The organism is Variovorax paradoxus (genome assembly GCF_000834655.1).
Lineage (GTDB): Bacteria > Pseudomonadota > Gammaproteobacteria > Burkholderiales > Burkholderiaceae_C > Variovorax > Variovorax paradoxus_F.
In genome coordinates this window covers 14,849-29,215 of sequence record NZ_JXQQ01000055.1, presented here as the reverse complement: position 1 = coordinate 29,215, position 14,367 = coordinate 14,849, and the positions used below count along the sequence as shown (strand labels likewise).

Sequence of the window (14,367 nt, the reverse complement as noted above, 5' to 3'; positions counted from 1 at the left end):
GTGCGGCGGGCGCGCTCGCGGCGCCGCTGGCCGGGCGCCTGGCCGACCGGCGCGGGCCGCAGCTGGTGACGCGCCTCGGCGCGGGACTGGCCGTGGTGTCGTTCGCCGCCATGGGGCTCGCGCCGCTGATGCTGCCGCACGCGCAGCTCTGGCTGCTGGCCATCGCGGCCGTCGGCTTCGACCTGGGCCTGCAGGCCACGCTGATCGCGCACCAGACCATCGTCTACGGCATCGAGCCCGGCGCACGCAGCCGGCTGAACGCGGTGCTGTTCACCAGCATGTTCATCGGCATGGCGGCCGGCTCGGCGCTGGGCGCCCTGGCGCTCGCGCAGTGGGGCTGGGCCGGCGTGACGTGGCTGGCGACCGGCACGGCAGCGGCGGCACTGGCCGTGCGCCTGCTGCCCGCGCCCCGCAAGCCCTGAGCGGACGCCCTCAGTCGGCGCAGCGGAACGATGCCGCGAGGTTGACGTCGCCGGCCCCCTTGTACTGCGGCCACTTCGGGTAGTCGCACAACGGCCGGGTGCGGCCGGGGACGCCGGCCGTGTCGGTCGTCACCTGCCCCGTGGGCGCGGTGCCTTTCTCGGCCCATTGCTCCAGCGCCGTGAGCGAATCCCAGGTCGCGTTGAAGACGCTGCTCACCGCATGGCCCAGGCCCGCGACCTCGTAGTAGCGCACGAACGAATCGACTTCCGCGAGCCCCAGGCGCGACTGCAGCCGCTGGTAGTACTGCTCGGTGGCGCGCGTGCTCACCAGCACATCGGCCAGGCCGTGGGCCAGGAGCAGCTTGCCGCCGCGCGCCTTGAACGCGGAGATGTCGGTGCTGACGTCCAGCTGCGTGCTCAGCGAACTGATGCGATTGGCCCAGGGGCCGGCGTTTTCCGGATCGAGCGAGAGCGAGTCGAAGAGCGGGTCGCGCGTCACCGAGTACTTGATCCACTGGTCGGTGAGCACGCTGACATAGGGCGCGGTCGCGGGCATCGGCCGGCCCGGCTGCGAAGTGCCGAACGCGAGGAACGTCACCACCGGCTCCAGCGGCGAAGTCCAGGTGGTGATGCCCAGGTCCGCGCCCCACACGTTGTAGCCGGGGTACTGCGTCTCCCCGCTCGCGAGCAGGTAGTTGAAGTTCGTCGGCGTGTCGATCGTCTTCAGCGCGGTGATCTGCGCATCCGAGAGGCACGTGTTGCCCGTGTCCGCGCCGCCCGGGCAGCGCACCGCGACACCGGCCAGCGTGGCGGTCGACGGATCGAAGCGCGCGTTGCAGAGGTTCTGGTTGCTGATGAGGCCGTCGGTGGCGCCGTCGAGCGCGTCGCAGGCTTCCATCGCGGCCTTGTAGAGAACCTCGCGCTTCGCGACGTTGGGATAGGCGCCCGGCTGCGCGAGCGCGCGGCTCATGCGGTGCCCGGCCAGCAGCGCCGACGCGTCGTTCCACGCGGGGTACCACGCGATCGCGCCGTCCCAGTCCGCGGGCCAGCGCTGGATCGCCGTGAGCGCCTCGCGCCCGCCCGTGGAGCCGCCGGCGAAATACGCCTTCACCGGGCTGGCCGCGTAGCGCGCCTTCACCAATGAGAGCGCGACGTCGTGCACCTTCTTGAGCACGTCGCCGCCGAAGTTGCGCACGGCCTCGTCGCTCAGGCCGAACGAGCCGTCCTGCGAGCCGAGCGCGTTGGCCTGGTGGCCCGAGTCGCTCGCGAAGGTGGCGTAGCCCCGGCCGAGCGGCGTCGGCTGGTCGACCGGACCGTTCGGCACGTTGCCCTTGACGTTCGGGATGGTGCCGTTGAACCCGCCGCCGCCGAACATGACGACTTTCTGGTTCCAGCGCGTGGGCAATGCCAGCTGGAACAGGATGTTCGGCGCGGCCGCATCGACCGGCGCGATCTTGCCCGCGACCTCGCAGTACTCGGGCACGGCCGTCGCGCCAGTGCCGCTGGCGGCCACGGTCTTGACCGACGTCACGGTGGCGCCGGAGGTGGGCAGGCCGATCGCCGATGCGGCGACGGTCATGCCCTGCAACTGGTCGCAGGTGAGCGCAGCGGGCTGCGAAGGCGGCGGCGGTGCGGCTGGGGGTGGCGCGGCGGGCGGCGGCGCGGCCGGAGGCAGGGTCACGAGCGGGAAGCCGCCGCCGCCACTGCCGCCGCCACCGCAGCCGGCGAGCAGGGCCGTCGCTGCGAGGCAGGCCGCGGCCACGAGGGCCAGGTCTCTGTTGCTGGATTTCATTGGGTATGTCTCCGTTGTCGTGCAGGTCGAGTACGCGGCCTTCTTTCGAAGCCCGACAAAGTCTCGCGCGCGCCCTTCCCGAATCCAATGTGCGAACCCGACACCGGCGGGGCGAATCCGATGTGGTGCCCCCATGCCGTGAAAACCCTTGCCGCGCGCCGGCAACCGCCTTATGCGCCGGGCAGCGCCATCTCGATGCCTGCCTTCGACAATTCGAGCTGGTACTGCTCGAACCCGGTGGCGGGCACCCGCTCGTCCTGGCGGTCCAGGATCTCCTCCATGCGCGAGCGGATCTGCGCCACCGGGTCTTCCTCATCGCCGATGAAGATGCCTTGCGTCATCGTGACGTTGGCGCTCTCGAAGCTGCCGGCGCCCGCCAGCAGGATGGTGCGCGTCGGCGCGTCCTCGCCCACCAGCGCGACGAGCCCCGGGCTCACGTTGGCCGGCGCCAGCCTTGCCAGCGCCTCGGGCGGCAGCACGCCTTCGGTCATGGCCGTCGCGGCCGTGGGCGCGAGGCAGTTCACCCGGATGTTCTGCTTCGCGCCTTCGAGCGCGAGCGTCTGCATGAGGCCCACGAGCGCCATCTTCGCGGCCCCGTAGTTGGACTGGCCGAAGTTGCCGTACAGGCCCGACGAGGACGTCGTCATCACGATGCGGCCGTAACGGCGTTCGCGCATGTGCTCCCACACCGCCTTCACGCAGTTGACGGCGCCCATCAGGTGCACGTCCATCACCAGCCGGAAATCGTCGAGCGACATCTTGGAGAAGGTCTTGTCGCGCAGGACGCCTGCGTTGTTCACGAGGATGTCGACGCGCCCCCATTCGCCGATGGCGCGCGCGACCATCTGCTCCATCTGCGCGAAATCGGTGACGTTGCCACCGTCGGCGATGGCCAGGCCGCCGGCCCGCACGATCTCGTCGGCAACCGCGCGCCCCGGCGAACCCTCGTGCCGCCCCGCCACGTCGTTGACGACGACGCGCGCGCCATGCCGCGCGAGCGCCATCGCATGGGCCTTGCCCAGGCCGCTGCCGGCCCCCGTGACGATGGCCACGCGGCCTTCCAGGAACTTGTTCATTGCTGCTTCTCCGATTGATGAATGTTGGCTTCGCGCGTCCGCTCAGAACGCGACCGCGTCCCGGCCCTTCAGGCCAAGCATGGCGCGCGCCTCGTCGGGCGTGGCGATCTCCAGCGAGAGCTCTTCGAGAATGCGGCGGATCTTTCTCACCTGCTCGGCGCAGGACTTCGCGAGCTGGCCCTTGGCGAGATAAAGACTGTCTTCCAGGCCGACGCGCACGTTGCCGCCCATCACCGCACCCATGGTCAGGAGCGGCATCTGGTGGCGGCCCGCGCCGAGGATCGAGAAGCGGTAGCCGTCGCGGCCGAAGAGGCGGTCGGCGGTGGTGCGCACCACCACCAGGTTCTCCGGGTCCGGCCCGAGGCCGCCCAGGATGCCGTAGATGCTCTGGATGAAGAGCGGGCCCTTGATGAGGCCTTCGTCCACGAAGTGCGCAAGGTTGTAGAGGTGGCCCACGTCGTAGCACTCGAATTCGAAGCGCGTGCCGCAGTCATCGCCCAGTACCTTCAGGATGTGCTTGATGTCGCGGAAGGTGTTGCGAAAGATCAGGTCCTCCATGCCTTCGACGTAGGGCTTCTCCCAGTCGTACTTCCACTCGGACACGCGCCGCGCTGCCGGGTGGATCGAGAAGTTCATCGAGCCCATGTTCAGCGAGCACATCTCGGGCTTGGCCTGCAGCGGATAGGCCAGGCGCTCCTCGAGCGTCATGCGCGTGCTGCCGCCGGTGGTGATGTTGATGACCGCGTCGGTGGCGTCGCGGATGCGCGGCACGAAGGCATCGAAGATCTTCGGATCGGCCGAGGGCCGGCCGTCCTTCGGGTCGCGCGCATGCAGGTGCAGGATGGCGGCGCCGGCCTCGGCGGCTTCGATCGATTGCTCGGCGATCTGGTCCGGCGTGAGCGCCAGGTATTCGGACATCGTCGGCGTATGGACCGAGCCGGTGACCGCGCAGGAAATGATGACCTTGTCTTGGGTGGTTGTCGTTGCCATGTGGGGGTTCGCAGCGGTGAATGAAAGAAGTGGGTGGCGTCAGACCGCGAGCCACTCGGCCACGAGCTGCTCGTTGGCCGTCAGCTCCTGCGGCGTGCCCTCGAAGACGATGCGCCCGTGCCCCATCACGCACACGCGCGTGGAGACCTTCAGCGCAATGGCCAGCTTCTGCTCGACCAGCACGACCGAGACGCCCTTGCGGTGCATGTCGCGGATGCATTCGGCGACCTGCGCGACGATCTTCGGCGCGAGGCCCTCGGTGGGCTCGTCGATCAGCAGCACCAGCGGATTGCCCAGCAGGGAGCGGCACATCGTGAGCATCTGCTGCTCCCCGCCGGACATGCTGCCGGCCTTGGTGTTGCGGCGCTCCTTCAGGCGTGGGAAGTAGTCGAACATCTCCTCGATGCGCCAGCGGTGCGCGCCGGGCACGGGCGGCTGCTCGCCCATGCGCAGGTTCTCGTCGACCGTGAGGTTGGCGAACACCTCGCGCTCCTCGGGCACGTAGCCGATGCCGGCGCGGCAGATGGCGTAGGGCCTCGCGCCCGCGAGCTCGCGGCCCTGCAGCTGGATGCGGCCGGAGGTCGGCGTGACCAGCCCCATGACGGCCTTCATGGTGGTCGAGCGCCCCGAGCCGTTGCGCCCGAGCAGGCTGATCACCTCGTTGCGCGCCACCTTGAGGTTCACGCCATGCAGGATGTGGCTCTTGCCGTAGTGGGCGTGGAGGTCATCGACCTGCAGCAAGGTTTCTGCAGCGGTGCTCATTCGGCCACCTCCTCGCCCAGGTAGGCTTCCTTGACGCTCGCATTGGCGCGGATCTCGTCGGGCGTGCCCGTCGCGATCACCTGGCCGTAGACCAGCACGCTGATGCGGTCGCTGAGCGAGAACACCACGTCCATGTCGTGCTCCACGAGCATCAGCGCCCGGCCTTTCGTCACTTCGAGGATCAGCTCGGCCGTGTAGTGCGTTTCCTCGTTCGACATGCCCGCCATCGGCTCGTCCAGCAGGATCACCTTCGGGTCGGAGGCCAGCGTCATCGCGATCTCGAGCGAGCGCTGCTCGGAGTACGCCATCTCGCCCGCGATCGTGTCGGCCCGGGCCGTGAGGCGCACCAGCTCCAGCAGGCGGCAGGTCTCCTCGCGCACGCGCCGGTCGCTGTCGATGAATTTCCAGAACGCGTACGCAAGCCCGTGCGGACGCATCACCGCGAGACGGATGTTCTCGAACACGGTGAGCTTGGGAAAGATGTTCGTGATCTGGAACGAGCGCGCGAGGCCCAGCCGGTTGATCGCCTGTGGCGTGCGGCCGCCGATCGCGTGGCCGTCGAAATGGATCGTTCCGGCGGTCGGCGCGAGATGGCCCGAGATCAGATGGAAGAGCGTGGACTTGCCTGCGCCGTTCGGGCCGATGAGCGCGTGCCTTTCGCCGTCGTGCAGGTCGAGGTCCACGCCGCGCATGATTTCCGTCGGGCCGAAAGCCTTGCGCAAGCCCCGGATGCTGAGGATCGGATCGCTCATGCGGCATCTCCCACGCGCTCGGTGGCCTGCTTGAGCTTTCGCTGCCCGACCCATGCGAGCAAGGCCCCGGTGCCGACGAGCACCACCGGAACCGCCCAGGTGGTCAACGCCGTCGGCGACCAGGTGCGCGCGAGCAGCGTGACCGGGGGCCACGCGCCGCCTGCGGCGAGCTTGGCCATCGCGCGGTAGTCCTGCGAGAAGATGCGCTGCAGCATCTCGACCGCGAACGCGCCGCCCATGCTCAGCAGCAGCGCGGCGGCAATCGACAACAGCGCCAGGGGCACCAGCTTCGCCATGCCGATACGCTGGCGCAGGCGCCCGGTGGTGCCGATGAGGCCGGCGAGCCCCGAGGGCATGAACATCATCACCAGCACGAAGAGGATGCCCTGGTAGAGCAGCCACGACTGCGTGAGGTCGGACACGGCGTAGCCGAAGAAGGTCATGAGCGCTGCGCCGAAGGCGGGGCCGAGGAACACCTTCACGCCGCCGATGTACGTGTTGAGCACGACCGCGGCCGAGAGCGCCGGATCGAACACCACGTAGTTCGCCGATTCGTTGGACACCACCTGCAGGCCGCCCGCGATGCCGGAGAACATCGCCGAGATCGCGAACACCAGCATGCCCAGGCCGTGCACGTTGTAGCCGAGGAACCGCAGCCGGTGGCTGTTCTCGCGCAGGCCGTACGCGAGCCGCCCCATCGGCGTGCGCGTGAAGAGGAACAGCAGCCCGACCGACAGCAACACCCACGCGAGCGTCAGGTAGTACACCTGCGTGGTCGATCCGAAATCCAGGCCCCACGCCGGCATGCGCATGGTGGACACGCCGGCCTCGCCGCCGAAGAGGCCCTTCAGATGCGGCGCGAGCGAATGCACCAGCTCGGCGATCGCGAGCGTGATCATCGCGAAGTAGGTGCCGGTGCGCTTGGTCGCGAACCAGCCCGCGATGCCGCCGAAGACCAGGCCGCAGGCGGCGCCCGCCAGCGGCATCAACGGCGTGGGCAGGAGCCCCGCGCCGCCGATGACATTCATCGCATGCACGGTGCCGAACGCGCCGACGCCGAAGTAGGCCGCGTGCCCGAACGACAGCATGCCCGCCTGGCCGCACAGCAGGTTGTAGGCGCTGGCGAACAACGCCGCGATGAGCATCTGGATGGCCGCGTTCAGCAGACCCTGCGAGAGCAGGAAGGGCAGCGCGGCAAGCGCGACGACGCCCGCGAGGACGAGGAGAAGACCGGTCTTCATCGCGTCACGCCTTCTCGCCCATGAGGCCGCTCGGCCGCACGAGCAGGATCAGCAACATCAGCGCGAACGGGATCGTCGCGGACAGGCTGGAGACCTTCAGCGTCATCAAGCCGCCGACGCTCGCGGCCCACTCGCCCGCACCGAAGAGCGCGAACAGGTCGGCAAGGCTCCGGTCCACGCCGACTGCGAGCGAGGTGACGACGCCGATCAGCAGCGAGGCCAGCATCGCCCCGCCGAGAGAGCCCAGCCCGCCGACCACGACCACCACGAACACCATCACGCCCAGTTCGAGCGCCATGTTCGGGTTCGTCGTGTAGAACGCGCCGGCGACCGCGCCCGCCAAGCCCGCGAGCGCCGCGCCCACGCCGAAGACGCCCATGAACACCAGCGGCACGTTGTGGCCCAGCGCTTCGGCCATGCGCGGCTTGTAGATGGCCGAGCGCACCACGATGCCCACGCGAGTGCGCGTCAGCAGCAGGTAGATCACCACGAACATCGCGATCGCCACGCCGCCCATCAGGAGGCGGTACACCGGGTACTGCGCACCGCCGACGGTGAAGGCCGACACATCAAGCGCTGCGGGAATCCGGTAGTCGACCGGGAAGTTGCCGAAGAAAAGCTTGATCGATTCGGCCACGATGAACGAGAGGCCGAAGGTCAGCAAGAGCTCATGCGCATGGCCGTGGTGATGCACCCGCCGAAGGAAGAAGCGCTCGACCACCACGCCCACCAGCCCCACGAGCACCGGCGAGACGACCAGCGCGAGCCAGAAGCCGATCGCGCCCTGCAGCGTGTACGCGAAGTACGCCCCGAGCATGTAGAACGAGGCGTGCGCGAAATTGAGCACGCCCATCATTCCGAAGATGAGCGTGAGCCCGGCGGACACCATGAACAGCAGGAGGCCGTAGATGACGCCGTTCATGAGGGAAACGATGATCTGGTCCATAGGTTTTCTCGGGGGCAGCCAAAGCTGCGCCGGCCGGGGCGCCTTCGCTCCGCCGGCCTGGTGAAGATTCAGGGAATGCGCGGGCTCAGCCGGGCCGCTTCATCGCGCAGCTCGCCTGCGCGGGCGTCGAGGCTTCCTGTGCGGAGAAGCGCTTGACCGGCTTGAAGCCCATGTCGGTGTCGTCGACCTTGAACTTCGCATCCTTGGTGACGGTGGACACCACCATCGGCAGCTGCGCCTGGTGGTCCGCCGCGCGCATGCTCATGTCGCCCATCGGCGTCTTGATGGTGGTGGCTTCGAGCGCCTTCGCGAACGCGTTCACGTTGAGCGCGCCGCCTTCGGGCTTGGTGCGCTTCAAGGCATCGGCCACCATCGCCATGCCGAAAACGGTCTGCGGCTCGATGAACACCGGCACGTGGCCGGTCTTGGCCTTGTAGTCGTTGACGAATCGCTCGCCTTCGGCGCCGCCGGCTTCAGGGTTGAAGGTCTGCACGACGAAGTGGCCGACGGCCAGGTCGCCGGCATTGGCGAGGTTGCCCGGCTGGTCGAGGTAGACCGTGCCGAAGCGCGCCTTTAGGCCCGCCGACTTCGACGCCTTCATCAGCAGGAGCAGGTCGTTGGACCAGTTGCCGGTGAGCACCGAGTCGGCCTTCGACGCGGCGATCTTCGCGACGTAGGGCGCGAAGTCCTGCACCTTGTTCACGTCGTGCAGCGTCTTCTCGACCACCTGGTAGCCGCCCGCCGCCGCGTTGTCGGCGATGGCCTTCTCCATGTCCTGGCCCCAGGAGTAGTTTTGGTTGATCGAATAGACCTTGGTGCCCAGGGCGTTGGCCTGCTTCATCGCGTTCACGAGTGCCTTGGTGCGCACCTGCGGGTCGCCGCCGAAGCGGAAGTGATGGAAGTTGCACTTCTCGCCGGTGAGCTCCAGCGCTTCGGCGCCGACGTTGAGGTACACCATTTCCTTGCCGGGATTGCGCAGGTTGTATTTGCGGATGTCCTCGGTGATCTGCCCGCCGATGGCCGACGAGGCGCCCTGCACGATCAGCTGCACGCCGTCGGCGGCGGCCGCCTTGAGCTTGTCGGCCGCGCCCGCGGGACCGCCCTGGTTGTCGTACTCCAGCAGCTGGACGGGCTCGCCGTTCCAGCCGCCCGCGGCGTTGATCTGCTCGATGGCGTAGCGCACGGCGGCGCGGTAGGCCTGCCCCGACGAGGCCTGCGGGCCCGAGAGCGTTTCGAGCACGCCGATCTTGACCGGCGCGGCGGATGCGGTCGATGCGGCGCCGCAAAGAAGGCCCACCGCGGGAACGAGGGCGAAAGCGAGTGCGTTGAACTTGTGCATTGATGTCTCCATGCTTTTTTTGAAAGGAAATCGAAAAGGGGCGCGCCGGCCGCGCGGGGCGCTAGAGGTATTCCATGTTCCCGTCGACGCTGATCGCCTGGCCGGTCACGTTGCGTGCCGCGGGCGAGCAGAGAAAGAGCGCCATGGCCGCCACGTCGTCCAGCGTGACCATGCGGCGCAGCGAGATCTTCCGCAGGTACTCCGCGCGCATGGCGTCCACCGACACGCCCGCGGTCGCCGCGCGCGCGCCGATCACGCTGTTCATGCGGTCGCCTTCGACCGTGCCCGGAAGGATCGCGTTCACCCGCACACCGTGCGGGCCGAGCTCGATCGCCAGCGACTTCATGAGGCCGACGATGGCCCACTTGGTCGCGGCGTACGGCGTGCGGAATGCATAGCCGAGGCGCCCCGCGACCGAGCTCATGGCGATGAGGCTCGGGCTCTGCGTGGACTGCCTGAGCAGGGGCACCGCGCGCTGGGCGAAATAGAACTGGCTGTTGAGGTTCACCGACACCGTGCGCTCCCAGTCGCCGCGGTTCAGGTCCTGGATCGCGCCGGTCGGCCCGGCGATGCCGACGTTACTCACCAGCACGTCCAGCCCGCCGAGCGCGCCCTGCACGTCGTCGAAGACGAGGTCGACGTCTTCGGGCACCGAGGCGTCGGCCATGCTCGATGTGATCTCGGGCGCCTCGTCGGCCAGGCGGTCGAGCGCGCCGCGGTCGATGTCGCAGACATGCACGCGCGCGCCCGTTTCGCGGAACGCGCGGGCCACCGCGGCACCGATGCCGGCGCCTCCCGCGGTGACCAGCACACGCAGGCCGGGCGCGGGCCGGAGTGAATCGATGATGCTCATTTGTGTTTGTCGTGATGTCTCGTGAACGGTGCAGCACGGCAAGTGTCCGGAAGGCGCCTGCGCAAACCTATGTGCGGCAGAGACACATCCGGGGCCCGCGCGATGTGATCCCTGTCGCGTGCCGCGCGCGCCCGCCGGAACTAGGGCTTGGGCCCATGCCCATGCACGCATCGTTCTGCTAGCCTTCGCGCCCTATGCCGGCACTGCCCCAAGAACGAAAGCGAACGATCGGCCTGTCGCTGGGCCAGACGGCCGACGAGATCGCCCCCGACCTGATCGGCCTCCTGCACCGCAACGCCTCCGCCGAAGAGTTCGCCGCCTGCCTCGCGCATGTCGAGGCCCTGCCCGATGCGCTGCAGCGCAAGTCGGGCCTGGTGGAACTGGTGCGCATGGCGATGGCCCTGCGCAACCGCCTGGAGCTTCACGAGCAGCGCGAGCGCGGCATGCTCGCGGTGATCGAATCGGCGCAGGATCTCTCCAGCCGCCTCGATCTCACCGGCCTGCTCAAGGCGATCGTGAGCCGCGCACGCAAGCTGATGGGCGCGCACCTGTGCTGGCTCACGATCTACGACGGCGCGAGCGGCGAGTTCCAGGTGGTCGTGGCCGACGGCGCCATTTCCGACCGCACCGGCAAGATGACCGCCGGCAGGAACCTGGGCGTCGCGGGCATCGTGATGTCCACGCGCCTGCCGTTCTACACGCCCGACTACCTGCACGACAACCGCTTCGCGCACGACCCCGCGCTGGACGACACCTTCAGGGACGAAGGCGTCGCCGCACTGGTCGGCGCGCCGCTGATGTGCGACGACAACGTGATCGGCCTGCTCTTCGTGGCCGACCGCTACCACCGCACGCACACGGCGCTGAACGTGTCGATCCTCTGCACGCTCGCCACGCACGCGGCCGTCGCTATCAACAACGCCAAGGCGTTCGCGGAAGCGAAGACGGCGCTGGAGAACGCGGACCTCGCGCGCGCCGAACTGGAGCGGCATGCGCGCGACGTGCAGGAGGCGGCCGAAGCGCACGAGCAGCTGACGTCGCTGCTTGCCAAGGGCGCGTCGCTCGGCGCGCTGTGCGAATCGGTCGCGCAGCTTCTCAACGGCAGCGTGCTGGTGCTCGACGAAGCCAGCGAAGTGATCGGCCGTGCCACGGCACCGGGCTACACCGGAACGGCCGCGGACGCCTTCGCGCCGCACGACGAACACAGCGCCGCGCTCGCGCAGGCGCTGCGCGAGAGCCGCCAGGCCGGCCGCTCGGCCGTGGCCTACACGCGCGACGGCGAACTGTGCCGCGCGATCGCGGTGATCGGCGGCAACGATGTGCTCGGCGCCGTGCTGCTCTTCCGGCACGAGGACCTGCGCGACATCTCTCTGCGCACCTTCGAGCGAAGCTCGAGCGTCATCGGCGTGGTGCTGCTGTCGCAGGAGCGGGTGGAAGCGAGCAAGAGCCGCGAGGTCTCCGCGCTGCTGCACACGCTCATCTCGCCGCGGCAAGACGAGCCGGCCCTGACGCAGGACCGCGCCGAACGCTTCGGGCTCGACCTGTCGCAGCCGATCTCGCTGATGGTGGTCGAGATGGAGCAGCCCCGGCCGGGCTTCTGGGCGCGGCGCCTCCGGGCGGGCGCGCCCCTGTCCGACCTCGTGATGGACGAGGTCGACGGCGTGCTGGTCATCGTGTGCGGCGCGACGAAGGCGCAGGACGTGCTCGCGCAGTTCACCGCATTCGCCGGCAGCGAGCTCGGCGATGCCTACCGGGGCGTGCTGTCGAGGCCGGTGCGCACGCCCGCCGAGATGCCGGCGCTTTACGCGACGCTGCGGCGGGCGCTGTCGGTGCTGGGGCGGCTGGGCATGCGCGGCAACATCGTCGCGCAGAACGAGATGGCGCTGTACTCCGTGTTGTTCGAAACGCACGACCAGGCGAGCCTGAACACCTTCCTGAACGCGACCATCGGCGCCGTCATGGGCCACGACAGGAAGCGCGGATCGGAACTGACCGCCACGCTCCTGGCTTATTTCGACAACAACCAGAACGCCAAGACGACCGCCGCGCGCATGGGCATCCACGTCAACACCGTGCGGCAGCGGCTCGCGAGCGTGGAGGAGTTGCTGGGGCACTGGGGCAACGCGAGCCGGGCGCTGGAGATCCACGTGGCGCTGCGGCTCTGGAGCCTGGGGATGTCGGGCGAGGCGCCGGCGCTCGAAGGCTGACCCTGCCGGGCCCACTGGGGCCCTGACAGCGCAATCTCTGAAAAATCACCAGTCCGGTGCATCCGGACTGGCACGTCGCTTGCATAACCTGACCATTTGCTCTGATTAAGCGGTCAAACACACCATGCGCGTGCTCGTCGTCTACTGCCATCCGGTCGAAACCAGCTTCCATGCGGCCCTGCACCAGGAAGTGCTGAAGAACCTGCGCGCGGCCGGCCACGAGGTGGACGACTGCGACCTGTACGCCGAGGGGTTCGACCCGGTGCTCTCGCGCGAGGAGCGGCTCGGCTACCACGACGTGCCCGGCAACCAGGCGCCGCTCAGGCAGTATGTCGAGCGCTTGCAGTGGGCCGAGGGCATCGTGTTCTGCTTTCCGACCTGGTGCTTCGGGCTGCCGGCGATGCTCAAGGGCTACTTCGACCGGCTCTTCATGCCGGGCGTGGCCTTCGACATCAGCGACCCGGCCAACGTGAAGCCGATGCTCACGCACATCACCCGCATCAGCGCCGTGGTCACCTACGGCCGGCCGCGGTGGCTGGCCTGGTACATGGGCGATCCGCCGCGCAAGATCGTCACGCGATACATGAAGCGGCTCACCGGCCAACGCGCCAGGGTGGACTACCACGCCCACTACCACATGAACGTGGCGACCGAGCCCCAGCTCAAGCGCTTCATGGCGCGCGTGGGGCAAGCCATGGCGCGCTTCGCATGAACGCGCCCGCAATGCTCGACAACGCGCGGCTGCCACGCTGGCTGCTGCCCTCGGACTGGCCGGAGCGCGACGGCGTGCCGGTGCTGGCGCGCATCGCGCTCGAAGCCGGCCGCGTGGAATCGGTACGCCCCGCCGGCGACACCGCACCGACGACCGAAAGCTGGGACCTCGCCGGCACCCTCGTGCTCCCCGGCTTCGTCGATGCGCACACGCACCTGGACAAGGCCTTCACGCTCCCGCGCATGAAGCATGTGCAGCCGGGGCTGCTCGGCGCCATCGACGCGATGCTGGCCGACCGCGTGCACTGGAGCGCTGGCGACGTGCGCGAGCGCGCCGCGCGCGGCCTGCAATGGGCCTGGGAATGCGGCACCACACATGTGCGCACGCACGTGGACTGGTGGGAGCCCGATGCGGTGCCGCTGGCCTGGCCGGTGCTGGCCGAACTCGCCGAGGAATGGGCGGGCCGGATGCGGCTGGAGCAGGTGAGCCTCATCAAGCTGCCGCTCTTCGAAGACGCGGCGCAGGCGCTGCGGCTCGCGAAGATGGTGAAGGCCACGGGCCCGCATGCGCTGCTCGGAGGCTTCGTGCATTCGACCAATTGGAGCGAGAACGCGCTGCGCAACCTGCTGAATGCGGCGCAGGCCTGCGACCTGGACATCGACCTGCACGTCGACGAGGAACTCAACGCCGCGGCGGTCGGCCTCAAGACCACCGCGCGCCTGCTGCGCGAGATCGGCTTCGAAGGCCGCGTGGTCTGCGGCCACATCTGCGCGCTCGCGGCGCAACCCGAGGCAGAGGCGCTCGCCACCCTCGATGCGGTGGCGCGCGCGCCGATCACCGTCGTCTCGCTGCCCGCCACGAACCTGCTGCTGCAGGACGCGGTGACGGGCCGCACGCCGCGTCTGCGCGGCATCACGCTCGTGAAAGAAGCGCGCGAGCGCGGCATTCCGCTGCTGTTCGCGAGCGACAACGTGCAGGACCCGTTCTGCCGCCTCGGCAGCTTCGACCCGGTCGAGGCGCTGGGCACGGCCGCGCTGGTGGCGCAGCTCGACGAACCCTTCGACAACTGGTCGCAGGCGCTGTGCCGCAGCGACTGGCTGCAACGCGCACCCGCCACGACGGCGCCTTCGTTGGTCGGCGCGAAAGCCGACTTGGTGCTGTTCACCCAGGCCGACCGGCACGGCTGGCCCTCGCGCACCGGCACCCGCGTGGTGCTGCGCGACGGCTGCGTGACGCACGGCGACGCGACCCCCTTCTTCCCCAAATAAAGAACAA

At 68.9% G+C, this 14,367-nt stretch carries 13 protein-coding genes; 4 read left to right on the top strand and 9 right to left on the bottom strand.

The features are described from left to right. Window positions 1-422: MFS transporter (locus RT97_RS22325; RefSeq protein WP_042581021.1), on the top strand; the 422-nt coding region annotated here is incomplete at its 5' end. Between the two features lie 10 nt (window positions 423-432). Here RT97_RS22325 and RT97_RS22320 read toward each other — a convergent pair. The 9 genes from RT97_RS22320 to RT97_RS22280 all read right to left on the bottom strand — a co-directional run bounded on the left by RT97_RS22320 (window position 433) and on the right by RT97_RS22280 (window position 10,173). Beyond that, complete coding sequence (locus RT97_RS22320) at window positions 433-2,214, bottom strand: tannase/feruloyl esterase family alpha/beta hydrolase (RefSeq protein WP_042581020.1); 1,782 nt, start codon at window positions 2,212-2,214, stop codon at window positions 433-435. A 170-nt stretch (window positions 2,215-2,384) separates the two neighbouring features. Then, complete coding sequence (locus RT97_RS22315; RefSeq protein WP_042581019.1) at window positions 2,385-3,290, bottom strand: SDR family NAD(P)-dependent oxidoreductase; 906 nt, start codon at window positions 3,288-3,290, stop codon at window positions 2,385-2,387. A 42-nt stretch (window positions 3,291-3,332) separates the two neighbouring features. After that, complete coding sequence (locus RT97_RS22310; protein ID WP_042581018.1) at window positions 3,333-4,280, bottom strand: 3-keto-5-aminohexanoate cleavage protein; 948 nt, start codon at window positions 4,278-4,280, stop codon at window positions 3,333-3,335. 39 nt (window positions 4,281-4,319) lie between these two features. After that, a complete protein-coding gene (locus tag RT97_RS22305; RefSeq protein ID WP_042581017.1) occupies window positions 4,320-5,042 on the bottom strand; it encodes an ABC transporter ATP-binding protein in 723 nt (240 codons plus the stop codon). Further along, the gene (locus tag RT97_RS22300) at window positions 5,039-5,794 is read right to left on the bottom strand and encodes an ABC transporter ATP-binding protein (RefSeq protein WP_042581016.1); all 756 of its coding nucleotides are present in this window, start codon (window positions 5,792-5,794) and stop codon (window positions 5,039-5,041) included. The genes RT97_RS22305 and RT97_RS22300 overlap by 4 nt, the downstream gene beginning before the upstream one ends. Next, complete coding sequence (locus tag RT97_RS22295; RefSeq protein ID WP_042581015.1) at window positions 5,791-7,035, bottom strand: branched-chain amino acid ABC transporter permease; 1,245 nt, start codon at window positions 7,033-7,035, stop codon at window positions 5,791-5,793. The genes RT97_RS22300 and RT97_RS22295 overlap by 4 nt, the downstream gene beginning before the upstream one ends. 4 nt (window positions 7,036-7,039) lie before the next feature. Then, window positions 7,040-7,981, bottom strand: coding sequence for a branched-chain amino acid ABC transporter permease (locus RT97_RS22290; RefSeq protein ID WP_042581014.1), 942 nt, complete (start codon window positions 7,979-7,981; stop codon window positions 7,040-7,042). Window positions 7,982-8,066: 85 nt separating this feature from the next. Further along, the gene (locus RT97_RS22285) at window positions 8,067-9,320 is read right to left on the bottom strand and encodes a branched-chain amino acid ABC transporter substrate-binding protein (RefSeq protein WP_042581013.1); all 1,254 of its coding nucleotides are present in this window, start codon (window positions 9,318-9,320) and stop codon (window positions 8,067-8,069) included. Window positions 9,321-9,381: 61 nt separating this feature from the next. After that, window positions 9,382-10,173 (bottom strand): SDR family oxidoreductase, encoded by a 792-nt coding sequence (locus RT97_RS22280; protein ID WP_042581012.1) that lies wholly within the window; start codon window positions 10,171-10,173, stop codon window positions 9,382-9,384. 194 nt (window positions 10,174-10,367) lie between these two features. Between RT97_RS22280 and RT97_RS22275 the strand changes: the two genes are divergently transcribed. The 3 genes from RT97_RS22275 to RT97_RS22265 all read left to right on the top strand — a co-directional run bounded on the left by RT97_RS22275 (window position 10,368) and on the right by RT97_RS22265 (window position 14,360). After that, window positions 10,368-12,380 carry a helix-turn-helix domain-containing protein gene (locus RT97_RS22275; protein WP_042581011.1) on the top strand — a complete coding sequence of 671 codons (2,013 nt, stop codon included), beginning with the start codon at window positions 10,368-10,370 and terminating at the stop codon, window positions 12,378-12,380. Window positions 12,381-12,504: 124 nt separating this feature from the next. Continuing rightward, window positions 12,505-13,092 carry an NAD(P)H-dependent oxidoreductase gene (locus RT97_RS22270; RefSeq protein ID WP_042581010.1) on the top strand — a complete coding sequence of 196 codons (588 nt, stop codon included), beginning with the start codon at window positions 12,505-12,507 and terminating at the stop codon, window positions 13,090-13,092. Continuing rightward, window positions 13,089-14,360 (top strand): amidohydrolase family protein, encoded by a 1,272-nt coding sequence (locus RT97_RS22265; RefSeq protein WP_042581009.1) that lies wholly within the window; start codon window positions 13,089-13,091, stop codon window positions 14,358-14,360. Before RT97_RS22270 ends, RT97_RS22265 begins: the two co-directional genes overlap by 4 nt. Window positions 14,361-14,367 lie beyond the last annotated feature (7 nt).